The organism is Terribacillus sp. AE2B 122, assembly GCF_902497585.1.
Classification (GTDB): Bacteria; Bacillota; Bacilli; order Bacillales; family Amphibacillaceae; genus Terribacillus; species Terribacillus saccharophilus_A.
Window position 1 is genome coordinate 895,351 of record NZ_LR700942.1, and the last position, 19,630, is coordinate 914,980.

The 19,630-nt window shown below is 45.0% G+C and carries 18 protein-coding genes and 2 pseudogenes; 3 read left to right on the forward strand and 17 right to left on the reverse strand.

Going from position 1 to position 19,630, the window contains the following annotated elements; translation table 11 throughout:
* Positions 1-54: 54 nt before the first annotated feature.
* From spoVM to AE2B122_RS04640, 15 genes are all read right to left on the reverse strand, one after another.
* Complete coding sequence (spoVM, locus tag AE2B122_RS19470; protein WP_369679055.1) at positions 55-189, reverse strand: stage V sporulation protein SpoVM; 135 nt, start codon at positions 187-189, stop codon at positions 55-57.
* The gene (locus AE2B122_RS04575; protein ID WP_175073199.1) at positions 182-826 is read right to left on the reverse strand and encodes a thiamine diphosphokinase; all 645 of its coding nucleotides are present in this window, start codon (positions 824-826) and stop codon (positions 182-184) included. The genes spoVM and AE2B122_RS04575 overlap by 8 nt, the downstream gene beginning before the upstream one ends.
* A 3-nt stretch (positions 827-829) precedes the next feature.
* Positions 830-1,483, reverse strand: a complete 654-nt coding sequence (rpe, locus tag AE2B122_RS04580; RefSeq protein ID WP_175073200.1) for a ribulose-phosphate 3-epimerase — start codon at positions 1,481-1,483, stop codon at positions 830-832.
* A 2-nt stretch (positions 1,484-1,485) separates the two neighbouring features.
* The gene (rsgA, locus tag AE2B122_RS04585; protein WP_095270327.1) at positions 1,486-2,370 is read right to left on the reverse strand and encodes a ribosome small subunit-dependent GTPase A; all 885 of its coding nucleotides are present in this window, start codon (positions 2,368-2,370) and stop codon (positions 1,486-1,488) included.
* Positions 2,371-4,371 carry a Stk1 family PASTA domain-containing Ser/Thr kinase gene (gene pknB, locus AE2B122_RS04590; RefSeq protein ID WP_095270329.1) on the reverse strand — a complete coding sequence of 667 codons (2,001 nt, stop codon included), beginning with the start codon at positions 4,369-4,371 and terminating at the stop codon, positions 2,371-2,373.
* Between the two features lies 1 nt (position 4,372).
* On the reverse strand, positions 4,373-5,128 hold the full coding sequence (locus tag AE2B122_RS04595; RefSeq protein WP_095270331.1) for a Stp1/IreP family PP2C-type Ser/Thr phosphatase: 756 nt from the start codon (positions 5,126-5,128) through the stop codon (positions 4,373-4,375).
* 60 nt (positions 5,129-5,188) lie between these two features.
* Positions 5,189-6,532, reverse strand: coding sequence for a 16S rRNA (cytosine(967)-C(5))-methyltransferase RsmB (rsmB, locus tag AE2B122_RS04600; protein ID WP_095270333.1), 1,344 nt, complete (start codon positions 6,530-6,532; stop codon positions 5,189-5,191).
* Positions 6,519-7,469, reverse strand: coding sequence for a methionyl-tRNA formyltransferase (gene fmt / locus AE2B122_RS04605; protein WP_095270335.1), 951 nt, complete (start codon positions 7,467-7,469; stop codon positions 6,519-6,521). Before fmt ends, rsmB begins: the two co-directional genes overlap by 14 nt.
* 17 nt (positions 7,470-7,486) lie before the next feature.
* Complete coding sequence (gene priA / locus AE2B122_RS04610; protein ID WP_095270337.1) at positions 7,487-9,889, reverse strand: primosomal protein N'; 2,403 nt, start codon at positions 9,887-9,889, stop codon at positions 7,487-7,489.
* Positions 9,886-11,094 (reverse strand): bifunctional phosphopantothenoylcysteine decarboxylase/phosphopantothenate--cysteine ligase CoaBC, encoded by a 1,209-nt coding sequence (gene coaBC / locus AE2B122_RS04615; RefSeq protein WP_175073201.1) that lies wholly within the window; start codon positions 11,092-11,094, stop codon positions 9,886-9,888. The genes priA and coaBC overlap by 4 nt, the downstream gene beginning before the upstream one ends.
* Before the next feature lie 99 nt (positions 11,095-11,193).
* Entirely contained in the window at positions 11,194-11,391 is a 198-nt protein-coding gene (rpoZ, locus tag AE2B122_RS04620) for a DNA-directed RNA polymerase subunit omega (RefSeq protein WP_095217613.1), read from the reverse strand.
* Position 11,392: 1 nt separating this feature from the next.
* A complete protein-coding gene (gmk, locus tag AE2B122_RS04625; protein WP_095217612.1) occupies positions 11,393-12,007 on the reverse strand; it encodes a guanylate kinase in 615 nt (204 codons plus the stop codon).
* 14 nt (positions 12,008-12,021) lie between these two features.
* Complete coding sequence (remA, locus tag AE2B122_RS04630; RefSeq protein ID WP_038560050.1) at positions 12,022-12,282, reverse strand: extracellular matrix/biofilm regulator RemA; 261 nt, start codon at positions 12,280-12,282, stop codon at positions 12,022-12,024.
* A 177-nt stretch (positions 12,283-12,459) separates the two neighbouring features.
* A complete protein-coding gene (locus AE2B122_RS04635; protein ID WP_095270342.1) occupies positions 12,460-13,338 on the reverse strand; it encodes a YicC/YloC family endoribonuclease in 879 nt (292 codons plus the stop codon).
* Positions 13,339-13,458: 120 nt separating this feature from the next.
* A complete protein-coding gene (locus AE2B122_RS04640; protein ID WP_175073202.1) occupies positions 13,459-16,101 on the reverse strand; it encodes a cation-translocating P-type ATPase in 2,643 nt (880 codons plus the stop codon).
* Between the two features lie 88 nt (positions 16,102-16,189).
* Between AE2B122_RS04640 and AE2B122_RS04645 the strand changes: the two genes are divergently transcribed.
* Positions 16,190-17,896, forward strand: a complete 1,707-nt coding sequence (locus AE2B122_RS04645; RefSeq protein ID WP_095270348.1) for an NFACT family protein — start codon at positions 16,190-16,192, stop codon at positions 17,894-17,896.
* Positions 17,897-17,923: 27 nt separating this feature from the next.
* On the opposite strand, the gene AE2B122_RS04650 is transcribed toward AE2B122_RS04645, so the two are convergent.
* On the reverse strand, positions 17,924-18,421 hold the full coding sequence (locus AE2B122_RS04650) for a GNAT family N-acetyltransferase (protein ID WP_175073203.1): 498 nt from the start codon (positions 18,419-18,421) through the stop codon (positions 17,924-17,926).
* Positions 18,422-18,640: 219 nt separating this feature from the next.
* A pseudogene (locus AE2B122_RS19125) lies at positions 18,641-18,954 on the reverse strand (recombinase family protein); the annotation flags it as partial.
* A gap of 14 nt (positions 18,955-18,968) precedes the next feature.
* Here AE2B122_RS19125 and AE2B122_RS19130 point away from each other — a divergent pair.
* Positions 18,969-19,131 (forward strand): annotated as a pseudogene (locus AE2B122_RS19130) (recombinase family protein); the annotation flags it as partial.
* Between the two features lie 170 nt (positions 19,132-19,301).
* Positions 19,302-19,630 (forward strand): MmcQ/YjbR family DNA-binding protein (locus AE2B122_RS04655; protein WP_175073298.1); only part of this gene is annotated, 329 nt, incomplete at its 3' end.

Genomic DNA, 19,630 nt, shown 5'->3' on the forward strand with positions numbered 1-19,630 from the left:
CATTCGCATGCGACAAAAAAAGCACCCTTTCTCGAAAGGAGTGCTTTTTTTGTGCTAATCTTTTTTAAACGTTCCGATAATGACGCGGACGAAGCCACCGATGAACCTCGGGAGTTTAAAGGTATAAAATTTCATAAGATCCCCTTCCTCCTTTTTCCTAAGCAGCCTAACGCTGTAGCTTTTAAACATCCTTGCTCTTTATCATTATTACTATGCCTGAAGCAAATGAATAAGTACCATATTGTGCAACAAGCTCATTAGAGATGGACAATGTTTCTCCCCAATGGATTGAAGCATCTGTTAAAGGATATTTAAAGCCAGTCAAGGTTAGACCAGTAACTTGCTCAGAGAAGGAAAGAAATGATATATAACGGTATGTATCATCTTGTTCTATCCGGTATGTACCAGGTCGATGCAAACGGATATTATTCTGCCAGTCGATGATGACTGCCTGCTCGAAACTGTCAAGCAGCTGATAAAGCATCTGAATGTTGATTAGTTCATGATCAAGTCTTCCACCAGTTACCCCATACACCGCCACAGTCGCGGCGCCCATTTCTTCTGCTTGCCGGATGGCAAGTTCGAAATCCGTTTCATCTTTTTCAGGCGGATACACCAGTACCTGATCTGCGTATCGACGAATCGTAATCAATTCTTCTTCCGACACAGAATCAAAATCACCAACTGCTACTTTCATTCGGATACCAGCAGATGCCAGCGCTAGCGCTCCCGCATCTGCTCCAATCCATATATGATGATGTTCAGAATGTAATTCCGGCAGTCTTCCCGCACCGCCGACAAGCCCAATACTAAGCTTGGTATTCATACGTCATTCAGCTGCTTCCCGGATTGCCGCGATTGCAGCAGCCCGATCTTCCTGATTATAGACAGCACTCCCGGCAACTAGCACATCCGCACCGGCATCTGTACATAGTCCTGCTGTTTCGATATTCACACCGCCATCAATCTCAATTTCAAAGTCGAGTTCGAGTGCTTCTCGAAGCCTGGACAACTCTTCTACTTTTTTCAACACGGAAGGAATAAATCGCTGGCCGCCAAAGCCTGGGTTCACCGTCATCAATAACACCATATCCACCTCTGGCAAAATCTCTTCAATCAAGCTTACTGGAGTGGCAGGATTCAATACAACACCAGCTTTTACTCCTTGCTCCTTAATCATCATGATTGTACTGTGCAAATGGACGCAAGCCTCTTGGTGGACTGTAATAATATCCGCTCCAGCCTTGATGAATGCTTCAATGTACTGATCCGGGTTTTCGATCATCAAATGTACATCGAGGGGCAGCTTTGTCACAGGACGAATCGCCTCCACGATAAGGGGACCGATTGTAATATTCGGGACAAAATGACCGTCCATGACATCGACATGGATGTAGTCAGCTCCGCCTTTTTCTACATCTCGAATTTCATTTGCCAAATTGGCGAAGTCAGCTGAAAGAATAGATGGTGCGATTTTTGTCATCATTAATACCTCGGCTTTCTCGATTTAATTTCCTCTAGGAACTGCAGGTAATGTGTATAACGGTATTCAGGAATATCTCCTGCTTCGACAGCTAGTTTAACCGCACATTTAGGTTCCTTGTGATGCATACAGCCTCTGAATTTACATTCATCTTGACGCTCTCTGAATTCCGGAAAACAAGTTGGCAGCTCTTCGGCTTCCAATTCGGTGAACTCCAATGAGCTGAATCCAGGCGTATCCGCAACAAGACCCCCACCGATTGGTATAAGCTCCACATGTCTTGTTGTATGGCGTCCGCGTCCTAGACTTTCGGATATCTCATTTGTTTCCAGGTCCAGACGCGGATCAATAGCATTCAGCATCGAAGACTTACCCACACCTGACTGACCTGCTATAACTGAGATCTTATCTTTCATGTGCAGCTGCACTTGTTCTAAATTCGTTTCTTCTTTGGAGGATAACATCTCAACGGAATAGCCGATCTGTTGATAATCCTTTTTAAAAGTTTCGATTCTGGACAATTGATCTGCTGACAGCATGTCCATTTTCGTAATGAAAATAACTGGCTCGATAGCTTTTGACTCTACTAATACAAGAAAGCGGTCAAGCAATGCTGTACTGAAATCTGGCTGAGCTGCTGATGTTACGATGATCGCCTGATCTATATTGGCAATCGGGGGCCTGACTAGCTCATTCTTCCGTGGACGAACATCCAGCACATAACCTTCTTGCTTTGTCTCCGCTTCGAATTCCACTTGATCACCAACCAGCGGTGTTATTTTCTGTTTGCGGAATACACCTCTGCCACGGCATTGATAGGTTTCTCCGTCTTCTGTAAGCACATAATAGAATCCACTCAGTGCTTTCATAATCTTACCTGATGGCATTTATTCACCTTCCCTGTCTTCATACGGAACAGTTTTTTCTAAAACAATTTCATCATCACGCAATACACGATATTCAGCTTCTCCGCCAGCAGGTATACTGAGTGTAAGCGTAATTTCCTCATCTTCTGTGATAGCACGTTCATCATAGAGCTCTGTCACATCATGGTCTGCGTCACCCACATAAATCTGAACTATCTGAGGGATAGGATCTTCCTGTGTTTCTTCGGTCTGTTCGTCTTCGCCTGTCTGTGCATCATCAGGCTCGTAAGGAACAGTAAATGTAACCGTGTGCGTCGCAGGAGGCAAATTCTCCGGGCCAGTTGATACGTACAGATCGACACTGCCATTTTCTTCAATCGATTGTCCTGAACCCGGATCATGCCGAATTACAACACCCTCTTCGACTTCATCTGACGGCTGTTCAATGAAATTGCCATCCAAATCATTTTTATCTAAATAAGATTGTGCTTCCTCTTCCGTCATACCTGTCAAATCTGTCAATGTCACCGCTTCTGGCCCTTTGCTCACTTCAAAGATGACCGTTGTATCCTCTGGAACCACTTTTGTCCCTGCTTGAGGCTGGATTTGGGAGATGATTGTACCAACAGGTTCATCAGAGAATTCCTCGTAAGATCGTACATTCTTATATCCCTTATCATCCAATAGTTTTTCCACTTGGGAGAATGTCTTGCCCTCGTAATCATCAAATTCTTCTTTTTCTTTGCCGATACTTGTATAAACCGTCACACTGGAGCCTTCCTTAATCTTACTGCCTGCTGAAGGATCTGTCTTGACGACGCTTCCCTCTTCTACCGTATCAGAGGCGGTTGCTTCCCGTTTTACGTGCAAATCAAGGTCGGACAGCTTATCGACAGCATCTGCATAGGAGTCACCTCTAACGTCGACCATTGTCACTTCTTTCGGCGTGGTTGCAAGTACAATTCCTATTCCTGCACCTGCAAGCAATACGAGAATGACCGTTATCCATATAAGCACTTTCCACCGTTTCTTCTTTTTCGGCTTTTTCTGCTCTTCTTGGTTCGGTGGATTCGTATGACCGTTATGTACGATCGTATCAGCTAACGATGCTTTGTTCAGATCCTTCTCTGAAATAATCGGGATCGCTTTTGTAGTATCGCCATCTTCCTTAGGCGGAGCATAACGCTCTTCGTTTGCCCTGGAGGGATCCAGACATGTTTCCAAATCTGTCTCCATATCATATGTGCTCATGTAACGGTAAAAAGGGTCCTTCGTCGTGGATTTCAAAACGATATTCTCGACACTTTGCGGAATATCGCCAGCCCAGCGTCTGACAGATGGTGTGTCAGTTTGTAAATGCTTTAAAGCAATACTGACTGCAGACTCACCGGAGAATGGAAGACGACCGGTAAGCAATTCGAACATGACAATACCGAGGGAATAGACATCGGACTTCTTGGTAGCTATACCTCCCCTTGCCTGTTCTGGTGACAGATAGTGCACAGAGCCCAGCATAGCATTCGTCTGGGTCAATGACGTTGCACTCAAAGCAGTAGCTATACCGAAGTCGGTCACTTTCACTTTCCCGTAATCATCAATCAGGATATTCTGCGGTTTGATGTCACGATGAACGATTCCGTTTGCGTGTGCATGTGAAATCGCGGAAGTGACTTGTTTCATAATATCGACTGTATCAGGCACCACGATGGAACCATGCGTCTGTATGTATTGCTTCAATGTCATTCCGCTGACGTATTCCATGATCATATAGTAGATGCCATCCTCATCTCCCACATCATAGATCGTGACGATATTCGGATGTGAAAGACTGGTTGCCGCATGGGCTTCCCGATGGAACCTTGCAATGAATTCATCATCGTTTGCATATTCCAGCTTCAGGACTTTAATGGCGACTTCGCGATCGAGGATGATATCCTGGCCAAGATAGACATTTGCCATACCGCCTCCGCCGATCAGACGGTGAATTTCGTACCGTTCATTCAGCGTACGTCCTTCGAGCATGCTATGCACCCTCCCGGACAGGTGTATCAGCCAAATCGGCAATGATTAAGGAGATATTATCTTCCCCGCCTCGCTCATTGGCAACCGTCACGAGCTGCGAAGCGATATGTTCAATCTCTTCTCCAGATGTGAGGTACTGCAAAAGCTCCTGTTTATCGAATTTGTTTGATAGCCCATCTGAGCACAATAGCAGACGATCTCCAGCTTCCCAAGTGATTGACACAAGGTCCATTTCCACATCTTGATCCGTTCCGAGTGCGCGCAGCAGGACATTTTTCCGGGGATGATGCTCGGCGTCTTGTTCTGTTATTTCACCAGAGCGGACTAGTTCATTTACAAGAGAATGGTCCTCTGTCACTTGCTTGAATCCTTCTTCATTAAGCAAGTAGCAGCGGCTATCCCCAATATGGGCAATTGTAACAAAATCATCTGTACATACTGCGGCAACAATCGTCGTCCCCATACCTGTCAATTCTTCACTTTGTCGTGATTCTTCATATACACGCAAATTAACATCTTTGATTGCTTGCTTGATAGCTTCTTCTGTCCTTTGCGGAGAATCGAAGGAATCAGCAGTTTCCCACCAATTGCGTAAATGGGAAATAGCTAGCTGACTGGCGACATCACCTGCTTTATGTCCACCCATACCATCGGCAATGACAGCAAGATATTGTTCATTAGAATTGGAGAATACCCCGCCTGCATCTTCGTTATGACTTCTGATCTGACCACGATCGGTAATGAAAAAACCTCTCACGCTTCTCACCTCATCTATATGCAGTCTGTTTGCTGCTCCAAATTTATCCTACCACATTTCTTACCCTTTTCTAACAAGTCGGACAAGGAAAAAGCCATCGGTATCAAAATCCTGCGGGAATACTTGCAAACCAGCATCGGTAAGACCAGGGGCTTTCTTAACTGCTTGCGGCAAATCGTTCTGGAATTCTGGATCCACTTCAAAATCCGGATGCTGCTCAAGAAAAGCTCGGACTACTTGTTCATTTTCTGCTTGATCCACTGTACAAGTACTGTAGACTAGCTTTCCGTCTTTTTTCAAAAGCGGCGCTACCTGTTCAAGCAGATCAGCCTGAATGGAAGCAAGTGATAAGACGTCTTGTTCCGATTTATGGTACTTGATATCCGGTTTCCCTCTGAGTACGCCCAATCCAGAGCAAGGTGCATCAAGTAAAATACGATCGAAGCTCTCTGGTTGGTGCCGCTCATGTAAGTTGCGTGCATCTGCCTGATCGGCTTCAATGATTGTCAGCTTCAGCTTCTCGGCTTTCTGCTGTACCTGCTTCGCTTTCTTGGCATGCAGATCGTACGCATAAAGCTTGCCCTCATTCTCCATCGTTTCTGCAATATGTGTCGTCTTTCCGCCCGGTGCACTGCATGCATCCAGCACAGTCATACCGGCTGTTGCATCAACCATCTGACCAGCAAGCATACTCGTCTGATCTTGGACAGTCACTTGATTGGAAAGGAACAAATCACTTTTCAAGATGTTCCCATCTTCTACGATGATCCCTTGCGGATTGATGCTGGAAGGACGGACAGTAAACCCTTGGGACTCCAGTTCTTCCATCGCTTCATCGCGTGTAATCAGCATTGGCTGTACGCGCACACTTATTGGTTTCTCCACTTGGTTTACGGCACACATTTCGCGTGCTGTCTTCTCTCCGTATTGCGCAATCCATCGCTCGACAAGCCATTTCGGGTGACTCGTTTCCAGCGAAATACGCTCGGCTGGGTCTTGGATGTCATCCAATTTAGGGAATCCTTTTCGCTGTGCATTACGCAGAACAGCATTTACAAGCGATGCGATACCTTTATGGCCTCGCTGCTTTGCAATTTCAACAGATTCGTGGATAACAGCATGGTCAGGCACCCTGTCCAATACGTACATTTGATAGAAAGCGGATAATAAAAGCCATTTCGCCCATGATTCCAATTTCTTTGATACAAAGTGACGAAGAAAATACTCTAATGTCAGTTTATAAGATAATGTTCCATAAACGATTTCGGTTAGCAGGCCTGTATCTCTGCTGTCAAAACCTTTATTCCGGATCGTTTGATCCAGCAGCAAATGACTGTAGCCGCCCTGATCTCCAATACGAGATAGCAATGTAACAGCTGTATCACGGAGTTCATACTTCTTCATGCTCGCCCAACCTTTCTCCAGCTTGCATTTCTTTACCGACACCGCGCAGATAATCTGCTGCAGTCATTTGCTTTTTACCTGCTGGCTGTACCTGTGTTAATTTGACTGCTGTATTGTTTCCGCAAACTACGATAATGCCATCGGCTTCAATGCTAGCAATCTCACCTGGCACTCCATCATATTCACGATCCAGAAGTTCACTCCACCATATCTTAAAAGGCTTGTCCATGTACGTTGTGAAAGCCACCGGCCATGGATGCATACCTCTGATATGATTGAAAACTTCCCAGTTTGAACGGTTCCAATCAATTACTTCTTGCTCGCGTTTGATTGTTGGAGCAAATGTAACCTTCTCTTCGTCCTGTTTGATTGGATTCACGGAATGAGAAAAGATATCTGGAAGAATATCATGAACCATTTCCGCTCCAAGCGTTGCTAATTTATCATGCATCGTTCCTACATGATCCTGCATTGTAATAGGTACCGAACGCTGCAGCAGCATATCACCGGCATCCAGTTTCTCTACCATATACATGATAGTAACGCCAGTCTCAGCTTTCCCTTGCTGAATGGCATAATGGATCGGAGCACCGCCGCGAAGTTCTGGCAGCAAACTAGCATGAACATTGATAGATCCGAATTGCGGATAATCAAGCAGCTCCTTCGGCAATATTTGCCCAAAAGCAGCCGTTACGATCAAATCCGGCTCATAGGAAAAGATTTCTTCATAACTCTGCTTGATTTTTTCCGGCTGATAAACCGGTATTCCATGCTTGAGAGCTTCCTCCTTCACAGGTGAGCTGGTGAGGATTCGCTTGCGGCCTTTCGGGCGATCAGGCTGGGTGACAACGAGCACCACCTCGCAATCTTCCTCTGTCAGCTGTTTAAGTACGGGTACTGCAAAATCCGGTGTACCCATGAATACAATTCGTTTCATTCAAAAAAGCTCCTTTCCTACATGAGCGAATACGGCTGTAAATCAACGTGTATTTGCAAATCTTCTTTTTTCCGCGCATCTTCGTAGTGATGAAGGGTTCTCCTGATCACATCCCGAAGGTTCGGTTCGTTTTTGTATTTTACCATGCACTGGAAGCGATATCTATCTTTGATCCGCGCCAGTGGCGATGGAGTAGGTCCAAGTATTCGGACCTGATCGGACAGGTGCTTCTGGAGCAGCTGTACAATCGTCTGGGTCGTCTGCATTGCTTTTACCTGGTTCTGGTGACTGACCGTCAATAGAGCTAGATAATAATAAGGCGGATATTGAAAGGCTCTGCGTGTTTGCATTTCCGTCTGGAAAAATGGACGATAATCCCCTGCTGCAGCAAGTTCAACACTGTAATGTTCCGGAGAATATGTCTGGATGATGACTTCACCAGGCAGACTGTGCCGACCAGCTCGTCCGCTCACCTGTGTCAGCAACTGGAACGTCTTTTCTGCAGCACGGAAATCAGGCAAATGCAGCATGGAGTCTGCCGCCAGGACACCTACAAGCGTCACTCTTTCGAAATCCAACCCTTTTGCAATCATCTGGGTACCAAGCAGTATATCCGCTTCGCCTCTGCCAAATGCTCCAAGCAGCTTTTCATGCGCACCCTTCCGCCTTGTCGTGTCAACATCCATTCGAATGACACGGGCTTCCGGCAGCAGCTGTGTGAGTGATTCTTCTACTTTTTGTGTACCTGTACCAAAATAACGTATCGTATCACTTTCACAAGCTGGGCAGATAGAAGGCATCTGCTCTTCGTAACCGCAATAATGGCATTTGAGCTGCTCACTGCTTCTGTGGTAGGTGAGTGTTATATCGCAATGTGGGCATTCGACTGTATGACCGCAGTCGCGGCACATGACAAATGTGCTGTAGCCACGACGGTTTAGGAAAAGAACTATCTGTTCCTTTCTACGGATACGTTCTTTCATCTGTTCCAGCAATTCTCGGGCGAAGATCGATCGGTTGCCTGCATGCAGCTCATCCCGCATATCGATAATCTGATAATCAGGCATCGACGCATGATTCACGCGCTCCGGAAGCTCCAGCATATGGTAGACGCCTTTTTCAGCTCTAGCATATGATTCGAGCGAAGGTGTCGCACTGCCCAGAACAACCGGGGCATGATGATATTCCCCTCGGAAAACAGCAATATCCCGGGCATGATATTTCGGGTGATCTTCCTGCTTGTAACTCGTTTCATGTTCTTCATCTATAATGATGATTCCCAAATTTTCAAAGGGAGCAAAAATGGCGGATCTGGCGCCGACGGCTACCTTAACTTGCTTGCGCTGGATTTTTCGCCATTCATCGTACTTCTCACCGGCTGATAAAGCACTGTGCAGCACGGCAACTTCAGAGCCGAATCTTCCTTTGAATCGGTTTACTGTCTGGGGAGTAAGTGCGATTTCAGGAACTAGGACAATCGCTTCCTGTCCTTTTTCCAGCACCTGCTGGATTGCCTGCAAATAAACTTCCGTCTTCCCACTTCCCGTAACGCCATGCAAAAGAAAGACTTCATGTGCTTCTGACTGGATGCTTTCAAGTATCGGTTCAAGAGCCTTCGCCTGTGAATCCGAAAGCTGCAAGGGTCTCGTACGTTCAATTTGCTTATCCTTGTATGGATCCCGGAGTACTTCTTTATCATATGACCGAAGTAATCCAGCATCCAGTAAGGGCTTAAGTGTAGAGCCTGTCGTCTCGTACATTTCAAGCAGATGCTTCTGCGCAATCTGCCCTGGCTCTTCAATGAAATGCTCAAGGAGCGCTCTTTGTTTCATAGCGCGGGCGTTCACATTGCCTAAAGCCTCTTGCAGTTCTTCAACAGATTTGACTGCATCAATCATACGGATTGTTTTCTTCGTTTCCTTCGAGTTGACTTGGTAGCGCAGTTCTATTTGACCTGCTTTGATTGCCTGCTGCAAAACCGCTAAAGGAACACCACTATGCTCGAATTGCTCGTACATGCTCGTATCTTCTTCCTGAAATAACGGCAGCAATGCATCTGGTATATTCCCAGTCCGAACAAGTACTTTCTGATATGTGGCCTTCATCGCTTGCGGCAGCATCGCCTGGAGGGCGGTGATATGAAAGCTTAATGTCCGCTCCCCCATCCATACTCCTAGATCAAGCAATTCAGGTGTTAGTGCCGGAAGCAAATCCATTGTTTCCTGAATTTCCTTTAGCTTGTCCACTTCAGCAGAACTGCTGATCTCCAGGACGAAACCCATGATGCGGCGATTACCGAATGGTACGATGACACGCATCCCCGGCTGGAGTACGTTGATCAGTTCTTCAGGAATCAAATAATCATACACGCGGTCGGTCTGACTGGCCGGGACGTCAACAACAACCTTCGCGATGTTCATTTTCTGTCAGCCTCCATATCTTCCACAATCTCATCAAGAATCCGGTGGGCAATCTGTTTCTTCGTATCAGACGGCAGGTGCTGTTCCTTACCTTCTCTATTCAAGTAAATCACTTCATTGGTGTCAGATTGAAAGCCTGCGCCTGTCTTCCCGACTGTATTCACACAAATGGCATCTAAATACTTCCGCTCGAGCTTTCCTTTGCCATAAGCTACGGCATCATTTGTTTCCGCAGCAAAACCGACAAGGAACTGATGCTGCTTCCGCTGACCGAGTGTCAGAAGTATATCGGTAGTCCGTTCCATTTCAATGGACAAGTTTCCATCCTGTTTTTTCACCTTAGAATCAAATGTTTGTACTGGCCGATAATCAGCTACAGCTGCAGCTTTGATGACGATATCCTGCTCACCGTAAACTATTAGTACCTGATCCAGCATATCCTGGGCACTTGTAACATCTATCCGTTTTACCCCAATAGGTGTAGTTAACTGGGATGGTCCGCTCACAAGTGTTACATCTGCTCCGCGTTTAGCGGCGGCTTCTGCCACAGCATAGCCCATTTTGCCCGAGGAATGGTTCGTGAAGAAACGGACGGGATCAATTGTTTCCTGAGTCGGTCCAGCCGTTACTAACACTTTTTTACCTTCTAAATCGCGCTTAGGTTCTGTTCTTTCTTCCAGGATTCGGATAATGGATTCCGGCTCCTCCAGCCTGCCTTTACCAACATATCCACAAGCAAGATAACCAGCTTCTGGTTCGATAAAGTGGTAGCCCCAGTCATCCAGCTGCTGCATATTACGGATTACAGCAGGATGTGCGTACATATGAACGTTCATAGCAGGCGCAATGTAGACAGGTGCCTCTGTTGCAAGCAATGTAGTCGTCAGCATATCGTCTGCTATACCAGCAGCAAGCTTTCCTATCACGTTAGCTGTTGCTGGTGCAAGCAGGAATAGGTCTGCTTTATCTGCTAAATCTATATGAGCAATTTTCTCCGGGTGTTTTTCATCAAAGGTATCGGTATATACTGGGTTGCGGGATAACGCCTGGAACGTGAGCGGTGTCACGAATTCTGCTGCATGTTTTGTCATGATGACATGAACATCTGCACCCTTCTGTGTCAGTTTGCTCGTCAATGCGCATGCCTTATATGCAGCGATGCCCCCGGAAACTCCCAGACAAATTGTCTTTCCAGCTACATTCATTTCACTTCCCCCTCCTCATGCACAATAAGAAAGAAACCCCCGCTTGGTGTTCACCATCGCGAGGGCATCTCCATCGGATGCACCTGGCATCCTCACCGTTTATTCTTCTGTATATTCCAATTTGTCTGCTTGAATTTCTTCCAGCGCGATACCAACGTATTTATACGATTTCGGGTTAGCAATTTTAGACGTCTTCGTTTCCTGCAGTTGACGCGCACGTTGCGATGACAAAGTAACCAGTGTGTATTTCGAATAAATTTTTTCCTGTAGTTTATCAATAGACGGTTCTAACATCATATCAATTAACCTCCAATGCTTTCTTGTATTCTTTTGCGACGCGTTCGCGTTTGCAATGCTCACTTTGTACAATAGACTGAATCTTCGAGACGGCATGATTCAGCTGATCATTGACGACCACATAGTCATAAGCATCCATCATTTCGATTTCGTCTCGGGCAGCATTCAGACGGTTCTTCACAAGTTCCGGCGTCTCTGTACCGCGTCCGACGATGCGATTCTTCAATTCCTCCAGGCTAGGCGGAATCAGGAAGATAAAGACACCTTGCGGGAAGTTCTCCTTCACTTGAAGAGCACCTTGTACCTCGATTTCTAGAAAGACATCATGACCTGCTTCCAAAGTCTCTTCTACGTAATCCCGGGGAGTACCATAATAATTGTCCACATAGCTCGCATATTCCAAGAGCTTATTCTGACCAATCAAACGCTCGAATTCTTCCTTCGATTTATAGAAATAGTCCACACCATCTTGTTCTCCAGGCCGCATGTTTCTAGTTGTCATGCTGATTGAGTAACGCAAATGTGTGTCCTGTTCGAATAATGCCTTCCTTACCGTCCCTTTTCCAACACCGGATGGTCCGGACAGGATGAAAAGGATCCCTTTCTGTTCAATCATGTGCTTCCTCCTAGCTATTCCTCAGATAGTTCATCGTCACGCAGGACACGCTGCCCCACCGTTTCGGGCTGTACAGCCGAAAGGATGACGTGATCACTATCTGTGATGATGACAGCTCTTGTTCGCCGACCATATGTAGCATCCACCAGCTTATTCGCATCACGGGCAACCGTGATAATTCGCTTGATGGGAGCCGATTCAGGAGAAACTATCGAGATTATTCTGGTTGCGGAAACAACATTTCCGAACCCGATATTAATCAATCTTAAACTCATCTTGCTTCTCCCTTCTTGCTGTACTGCTCTTTTGACTGGCGTTTCAAACGTCTTATAATGTCATGAGAATCCGCTCTACAGCTTTAATTAATAGAAGCATCTTCTTATCATTATACCTTTATCATCAATTAAACCATATCTTATTCATTATAATTATATCTTAAACCAAACTCAATACTATTCTATATTTTGCACTTGCTCTTTTATTTTTTCCAGCTCCGTTTTCATGTTTACTACGATTATACTGATAGAAGAAGCTGTCGATTTGGAGCCGATTGTATTCACTTCACGCTGCATCTCTTGCAGGATAAAATCACATGTCCGGCCGACAGGCCCTGTCTTCTCCAAATTTAAAGCAAGCTGATTTAAATGACTTTCCAATCGGATAAGCTCTTCCGTTATATCACCCTTTTCGGCCAGCAGAGCTATTTCCTGATACAGACGGCTGTTTTCCGGCAATCCACCATCAACGTAGCTAGTTATCCTATCTTCGATGCGCCGCTTGTATGCTTCCATCACCTGCGGCCGCAGCTCTGCCAGCTGCTTCAGCATCGTCTGGATGTCAGTCATCCTGTTTCGGATATCCTTTGCTAAAGCACTGCCTTCTACTGTACGCATTTGGATGAAGGCTTCTAAAGCGCCTTGCAACGCTTTTTCCACCAAGTCCGGCAGTTCTGTCAGCTCAGGCTGTGCTTCTTCCAAAAGAATGTCAGCAGATTGAGACAACAGTGTATCAATCGTAATGTCTCCACGAAGGTCAAAAGCGGATCGTATAGCTCTCAGCTTAACCATATATTCCTCAGCTAATTCCCAATCAATGGATAATTCGCGTTTTCGCAAACCTCCGCCGTCAATATCCACTATTAGTTCCAGCTTGCCTCTGCTAACAGACTGCTGCAACTGATCCTTTACAGACGTTTCAAGAAAAGCAGCCGCTTTCGACAGCTTGCATTTGATATCCAAGTACCTGGAGTTGACACCCTTCAATTCCGCTGTGACCGTGAGACTGTTTCCGGATGCCACACTCCTGCCATACCCTGTCATGCTTTTCGTCAAGCTAATCCCTCCGGCTTTTTAGTAGTCACAGTGTATCAGAATCGAGGCTGTTTGTCCTGTATCAAGAACGCTGGAAAAATAAAAGCATGCTGCCTGTGTTGCTAGGCAGCATGCTTTTATTTATTTCTTTATAAAACCGAAGAGTACAGTAGGAGCAGCACTAAGTGCCAAAATCAATAACCAGTCTCGCATAATCAAATCTGTCGTGTGGAAGATCGGCTGCAGCGGACCGACATAGATAACAGCAAGCAATAAAACGATAGATGAGACGACAGCCCCGATAAGCCAGCCATTTCCAAACGGATTGCGAGCAAATACCGATTTTTCACTGCGGCAGTCAAATACATGAATCAGCTGCGCCATAACTAATGTAGCAAACGCTGTTGTCTGTGCATACACAAGTCTTTCCGGATCTCCTTGGTACATCAGCATGAAAGCAATGATTGTCACAGACCCAATCAGAATACCGCGTGTGACGATTTTCGTACCAAGCCCTCTCGCGAAGATCCCTTCATTCGGATGACGCGGTTTCTGCTTCATCACCTCATCCTCTGCCTTGTCCATACCGAGGGCAATGGCTGGCAGACCGTCTGTCACTAAATTCACCCATAAAATTTGAATAGGTACGAGCGGCATTGGCAATGCCAGTATCATGGCAAATAACATCACCAAGATTTCACCAACATTGGATGCGAGCAAGTAGCGCACAAACTTTCTTATATTAGAATAGATTGTCCGCCCTTCCTTGATGGCTGCTTTGATAGTGGCAAAATTGTCGTCCATCAAGACAAGTGCACTTGCTTCTTTGGCAACATCGGTTCCTGTTACGCCCATACTGATGCCTATATCACTTGCTTTAATCGCAGGTGCATCATTGACGCCATCACCTGTCATCGCAACAATATGACCGACATTCTGCAGAGCTTGGACAATTCTAAGCTTATGTTCCGGAGTCACACGTGCAAACACGTACATACTATCCACTTCTGCCTGTAGTTCTTCATCTGACATGTGATCCAGATTCTTGCCTTCCACGACTCTGCCGCCTGGAGGCAGAATATGCAGCATATTGGCAATCGCGGCTGCTGTCTTCACATGATCACCTGTTATCATGATTGTCTTGATGCCAGCTTTACGGCAATCGATGATTGCATCTTTTGCTTCTTTACGAGGCGGGTCGATCAATCCGTTCAGACCGATAAATATCATTTCTTTTTCAAGATCTTCTTCTTTCGGCTGATATCCAGCCGGGAAGTGCCGGACACAAATAGCAATCGTCCGCAGCGCTTTAGCTGCCATATGATCAACCGCTTCATACAATGCTTTCTTATCCTTGCCAGCAAGCAGTTTTTTTTCTGCTCCATGATACGCAGCTTTTTCTATTAAAACATCTGGTGCTCCCTTCGTAATCGCAATCAGTTTTCCTTCTGGTGTTTTGACCAAAACAGTCATCCGTTTCCGTTTGCTGTCAAAGGGTATTTCATGCACAATGCTATAACTGGACAAGTCATCCGCTTCAATTCCCGCTTTCTTCCCTGCGACTACAAGTGCTCCCTCAGTCGGATCACCATCAATCATCCAGCGCTTCTTTTTTCGGAATGCCTTTGCATGACTCGACAGGACGCCATAGCGAAGAAGCTGATAAAGTGCTTCTTCCTTCGTCTCTTTTCCGCCCCGGTAAAATCCACCGGATGGATCGTAGCCATCCCCTGTTACCGTATAGGTGTTTCCATCAAGGAAAATCTCTTTGACTGTCATTTGATTTTCTGTAAGTGTTCCCGTTTTATCTGAGCAGATGACTGTAGCTGAACCAAGCGTCTCCACAGCAGACAGCCGTCTGACGATAGCTTTTTGTTTGATCATACGCTGCACACCAAGTGAAAGAGCAACCGTCACAATTGCCGGAAGACCTTCTGGGATTACAGCTACTGCAAGTGAGACACCTGCAATAAGCATCTCGTATAACGGATTGCCCCGATAAACTCCCGCAAGAACTGTTAATGCAGTGAGAAGCAAGGCAATGACAATAAGTACCTTTCCGAGTTTCTCCAGCCTTCGTTCAAGCGGAGTCTGCTTTCGTTTTGTATCAACAAGCAGCTCAGCAATTTGCCCAACTGCCGTATTTGAACCGGTTCCAATGACAATTCCGGTTCCACCGCCCCGTGTCACAAGTGAGCTCATAAATGCAATATTAAGCTGATCCTGAGGCCCTAGCTGATCTGCTTGCAATTTCTCCGTCACCTTGGCAACTGGCAATGATTCTCCGGTAAGTGCAGATTCCTCCGTTTCCAGACTTGTCACACTAACTAAGCGCAGATCAGCAGGCACCCGATCACCTGCGGTCAACGATACGACATCACCAACGACTAGTTCTGCTGACGATATCCTCGCCCATTGTCCATCCCGCAGCACACGCGCCATCGGAGCATTTAATTCCTTCAGTTTGCTGAGAGATTTTTCGGCATTCCTTTCCTGAAAGAAACCGATTAGCGCATTTAACAGAACGATCAGCAGGATGGCAATGCTATCGATATACTCGCCTAATAGTCCAGAGACGACCGTCGCTGCGAGAAGCACCAGAACCATAAAGTCTTTAAATTGTCCGAAAAATAGTGCAAGCTGGGAAACTCCTTTTTCTTCTTTCCATTCATTTCTTCCATCCCGCTTCAGCCTCTGCTGTACTTCCTTTGTGCTAAGTCCTTTATGTGTGTCGGAATATGTCTGTTTAGCTGTTTCCTCTGCTGAAATCTGATACCATCGCACTTTGCATACCTCCACCCTTATTTCTAAAGTAAATGTATGCGTGCTTGTCCGATAAAATGCTATACTAGCAGAGAATGAGGTGAAACATATGGCATTTGACGGAATAGTAACTAGAGCGATGGCCAAAGAGCTCGATGACACATTGGCAACTGGCCGTCTGTCAAAAATATACCAGCCGACTGATACGGAGATCGTGCTTACCTTCCGCAGCAAAGGGAAGAATCACGCACTATTATTGTCGGCGCATCCAAGCTATGCACGAGTGCATATTACAAACGATAGCTATCAGAATCCCCAGAATCCTCCTATGTTTTGTATGCTTCTTCGCAAGCATCTTGCAGGCGGGTTCCTGGAAAAAGTAGAGCAATTCGAAAATGAACGAATCATCCAGCTTAGTTTCGTAAGCAAAGATGAGCTTGGTGACCAGACATCAAAACGAATCATCATGGAAGTGATGGGAAAACACAGCAATATCATGCTGGTCGATAATGAAACGGATATGATCATCGACAGCATCAAACATATTTCATCTAGTGTGAACCGGCACCGGACCATTCTTCCCGGTCAGACGTACAAGCTTCCTCCTAGTCAGGAGAAGCTGAACCCGTTCACCTTGGAACCAGCCGAGTTTGCCCGGAAGCTTGACTTCAATACCGGCCAGATGAACAAACAGATTTTGACTATGCTGCAAGGTGTATCTCCTGTTTTGGCCAATGAAATGGCTGAGCAGGCCTATATGGGTGATAAAGAGAAATACGCCCAGGTTTACACACATTTCATTGATAAGCTGAAGCAAGACGACTATGAGCCTACTTACTTTAAAGGAAAGAAAGAAGACTTCTACGTTATGGATCTTGCAGGCATCGAGGGTGTGCGAGAACAGTACAATTCGATGAGTGAATTGATTGATGCTTTTTACTCTGGAAAAGCAGAACGCGATCGTGTTAAACAGCAGGCTGGCGACTTGATTCGTTTCCTGAAAAATGAACGAGATAAGAATATCCGAAAGCTTTCTATCCATGAAAATACCTTAAAAAAAGCAGAAAAAGCCGACAGCTACCAGCGTCGCGGAGAGCTGCTAACTGCTCATATGCATCAAATCAAACAAGGTGATACAGAAGCTGTCGTCACAGATTACTATGATCCAGATCAGCAGCAGCTCACCATTACACTCAACCCGCATAAAACACCAAGTGAAAATGCGCAAAGCTATTTCAAGCAATACAACAAGTTAAAGAAATCGCGTACGATGGTGGAATTGGAGCTTGAGAAAACGAATGCAGAAATTGATTATCTTGATCAGCTCATCCAGCAAGTAGAAGGTGCTCGGGAGCAGGATGTCGAAGAGATCCGTGAGGAATTGCGCGAGCAAGGTTATCTAAAGGCAAAAGCACAGCAGAAAAAGAACAAAAAACCGAACCTGCCACAGCCGGAAACTTATACCGCGACAGATGGCACAACAATCCTCGTAGGACATAATAACAAGCAGAACGAATATTTGACGATGAAGCTTGCTCACAAGCAGGATACTTGGCTTCATACGAAGGATATTCCAGGATCCCACGTCGTTATCCGCGCGACTGAACCTTCCGAGGAAACATTAGAAGAAGCAGCAAAACTGGCTGCTTGGTTCAGTAAATCCAAACTTTCTTCTTCGGTACCCGTCGATTATACAAAGATTCGTCACGTGAAAAAGCCAAACGGTGCGAAGCCTGGCTTTGTAACATACGATCAACAAAAGACGTTGTATGTTACGCCAGATGAGTCCTTTGCAAAGCGTTTGAAAAATAAATAAGGAAGTGCGCTGTAGCAGCGCACTTCCTTATTTTATTGTCTTATAATAAAAGTTGCCTGCAAGATATGTCCCAAATGCATCCTGGGCGAAATCCGGCACTTCTCCGAATAGCACATAACCTTCTGACTGATAAAGCCGATTGGCAGGTCCTTCTTTTTCCATATCAAGCAAAAGTAATGTTTTGCCGTCTTGCTTCGCTGCTTGCTCTGCATACTGCAGCAGCTTTCTAGCGACGCCCTGCCTTCTGGCTTTCGTACAGGTCATCAATTTAGCGATTTCTGCACGATGCTGCCCGTTTTCCTTGTCGCTGTAGTGCAGCTGAACAGTCCCAGCAATTTGACCATCAATCAGCCCAATGAAAAGCCGAACATGTTCAGAGAGTACAGAATTCCAGTAGCTTATTGCAGTCTCATCGCTCATCGGATGCAAATAGTTCATCGATGCGCCATCAGCGACTACCGTTTGAAATAAACTTGCTAGTTCTTCTTTATACGCTTCAATAACTGTAACTTCCTTAATTTCCATAGTTACTCCCCCATACCATACAAGTTGTTTAGATTTTATGAGCGTTACTATATTTGAGCTTCTATCCTTTTAAAGATAACGTATACGCCTTATGAAAACGAATGAAATGTTATATATCCTAACATACTATCTTTTTCCGCTACTCTGCCTAAAGAAGCTGAAAATCTATGCCATAGATATTTGAAAAATCCTACTCGTATAGAGATTGGGTGAACTGGAGTAACCGTCGATACTTTCTATCCTCGGTCTACCAAACTTCACACCATTCCGTAAAGCAACATCAATTCCTTCTCGGTGACGCTTTCGAATACGGTCACGTTCTTCTTAAGCCATCCATGAAAGGTTTTGTAATACTAAATCAGCTTTAAAGGTTCCCCTACTGTCCTTATATTGCGTAGTATTTAATAAGGGCATATCAAGTACGATAATATCCGCTTGGATATTTTTTGTAATGTCATTCCACTCTTGTAATATCTCTTCCTTCCGAATCGATCCAGGGAATGGATATACAATATATCCCCTTTTCTGATAATCCATGATTAATAGTATGGAAGTTAGGAAGTTTGGGTATATACGTGTAAGTAGTAAAGATCAAAATGAAGGCCGTCAGATGGAGTCGGTGAAGAACCAAGGACTATATGAACGCGACATCTTTTATTGATAAGTAAAGTGGGTAAGATTTTAACCGAGCTAACTATCAATTGCTAAAATTCACAAGCAGCCTGAAGATGTTGTGAATAGCTATTTATCTGTACTAGATGGTCTGTTTATTGAAATATTATACGCGGAAAATCTATTCGACTCTCAAAGAGAATCCTTTCTTCTTGGGAGATCTTTATAAAAGAAATTGGATATATAAACACTGAGGAGTTGATTAATTATGAAGAACAGACAAGAAGCTATAAACTATTGCAAAGAGTATAAAGATGTTTATGAAGATGAACCTTTTCGAGATGATAATTGGACACTTATAAGACATAAGAATAATGATAAAACATTTGCTTGGATATTCGAGAGAGAGAACAGAATCTGGATTAATGTAAAAAACGAACCTGGTATGAATGAACAACTCAGAAATGAATACGATTCTATAGTACCTGCTTATCACTTAAATAAGGAACATTGGAACTCTATAATATTAGACGATACTGTTCCCGAGAAAGAAATCCATGAATTAATTAGTACAAGCTATGATTTAACGAAAGATAA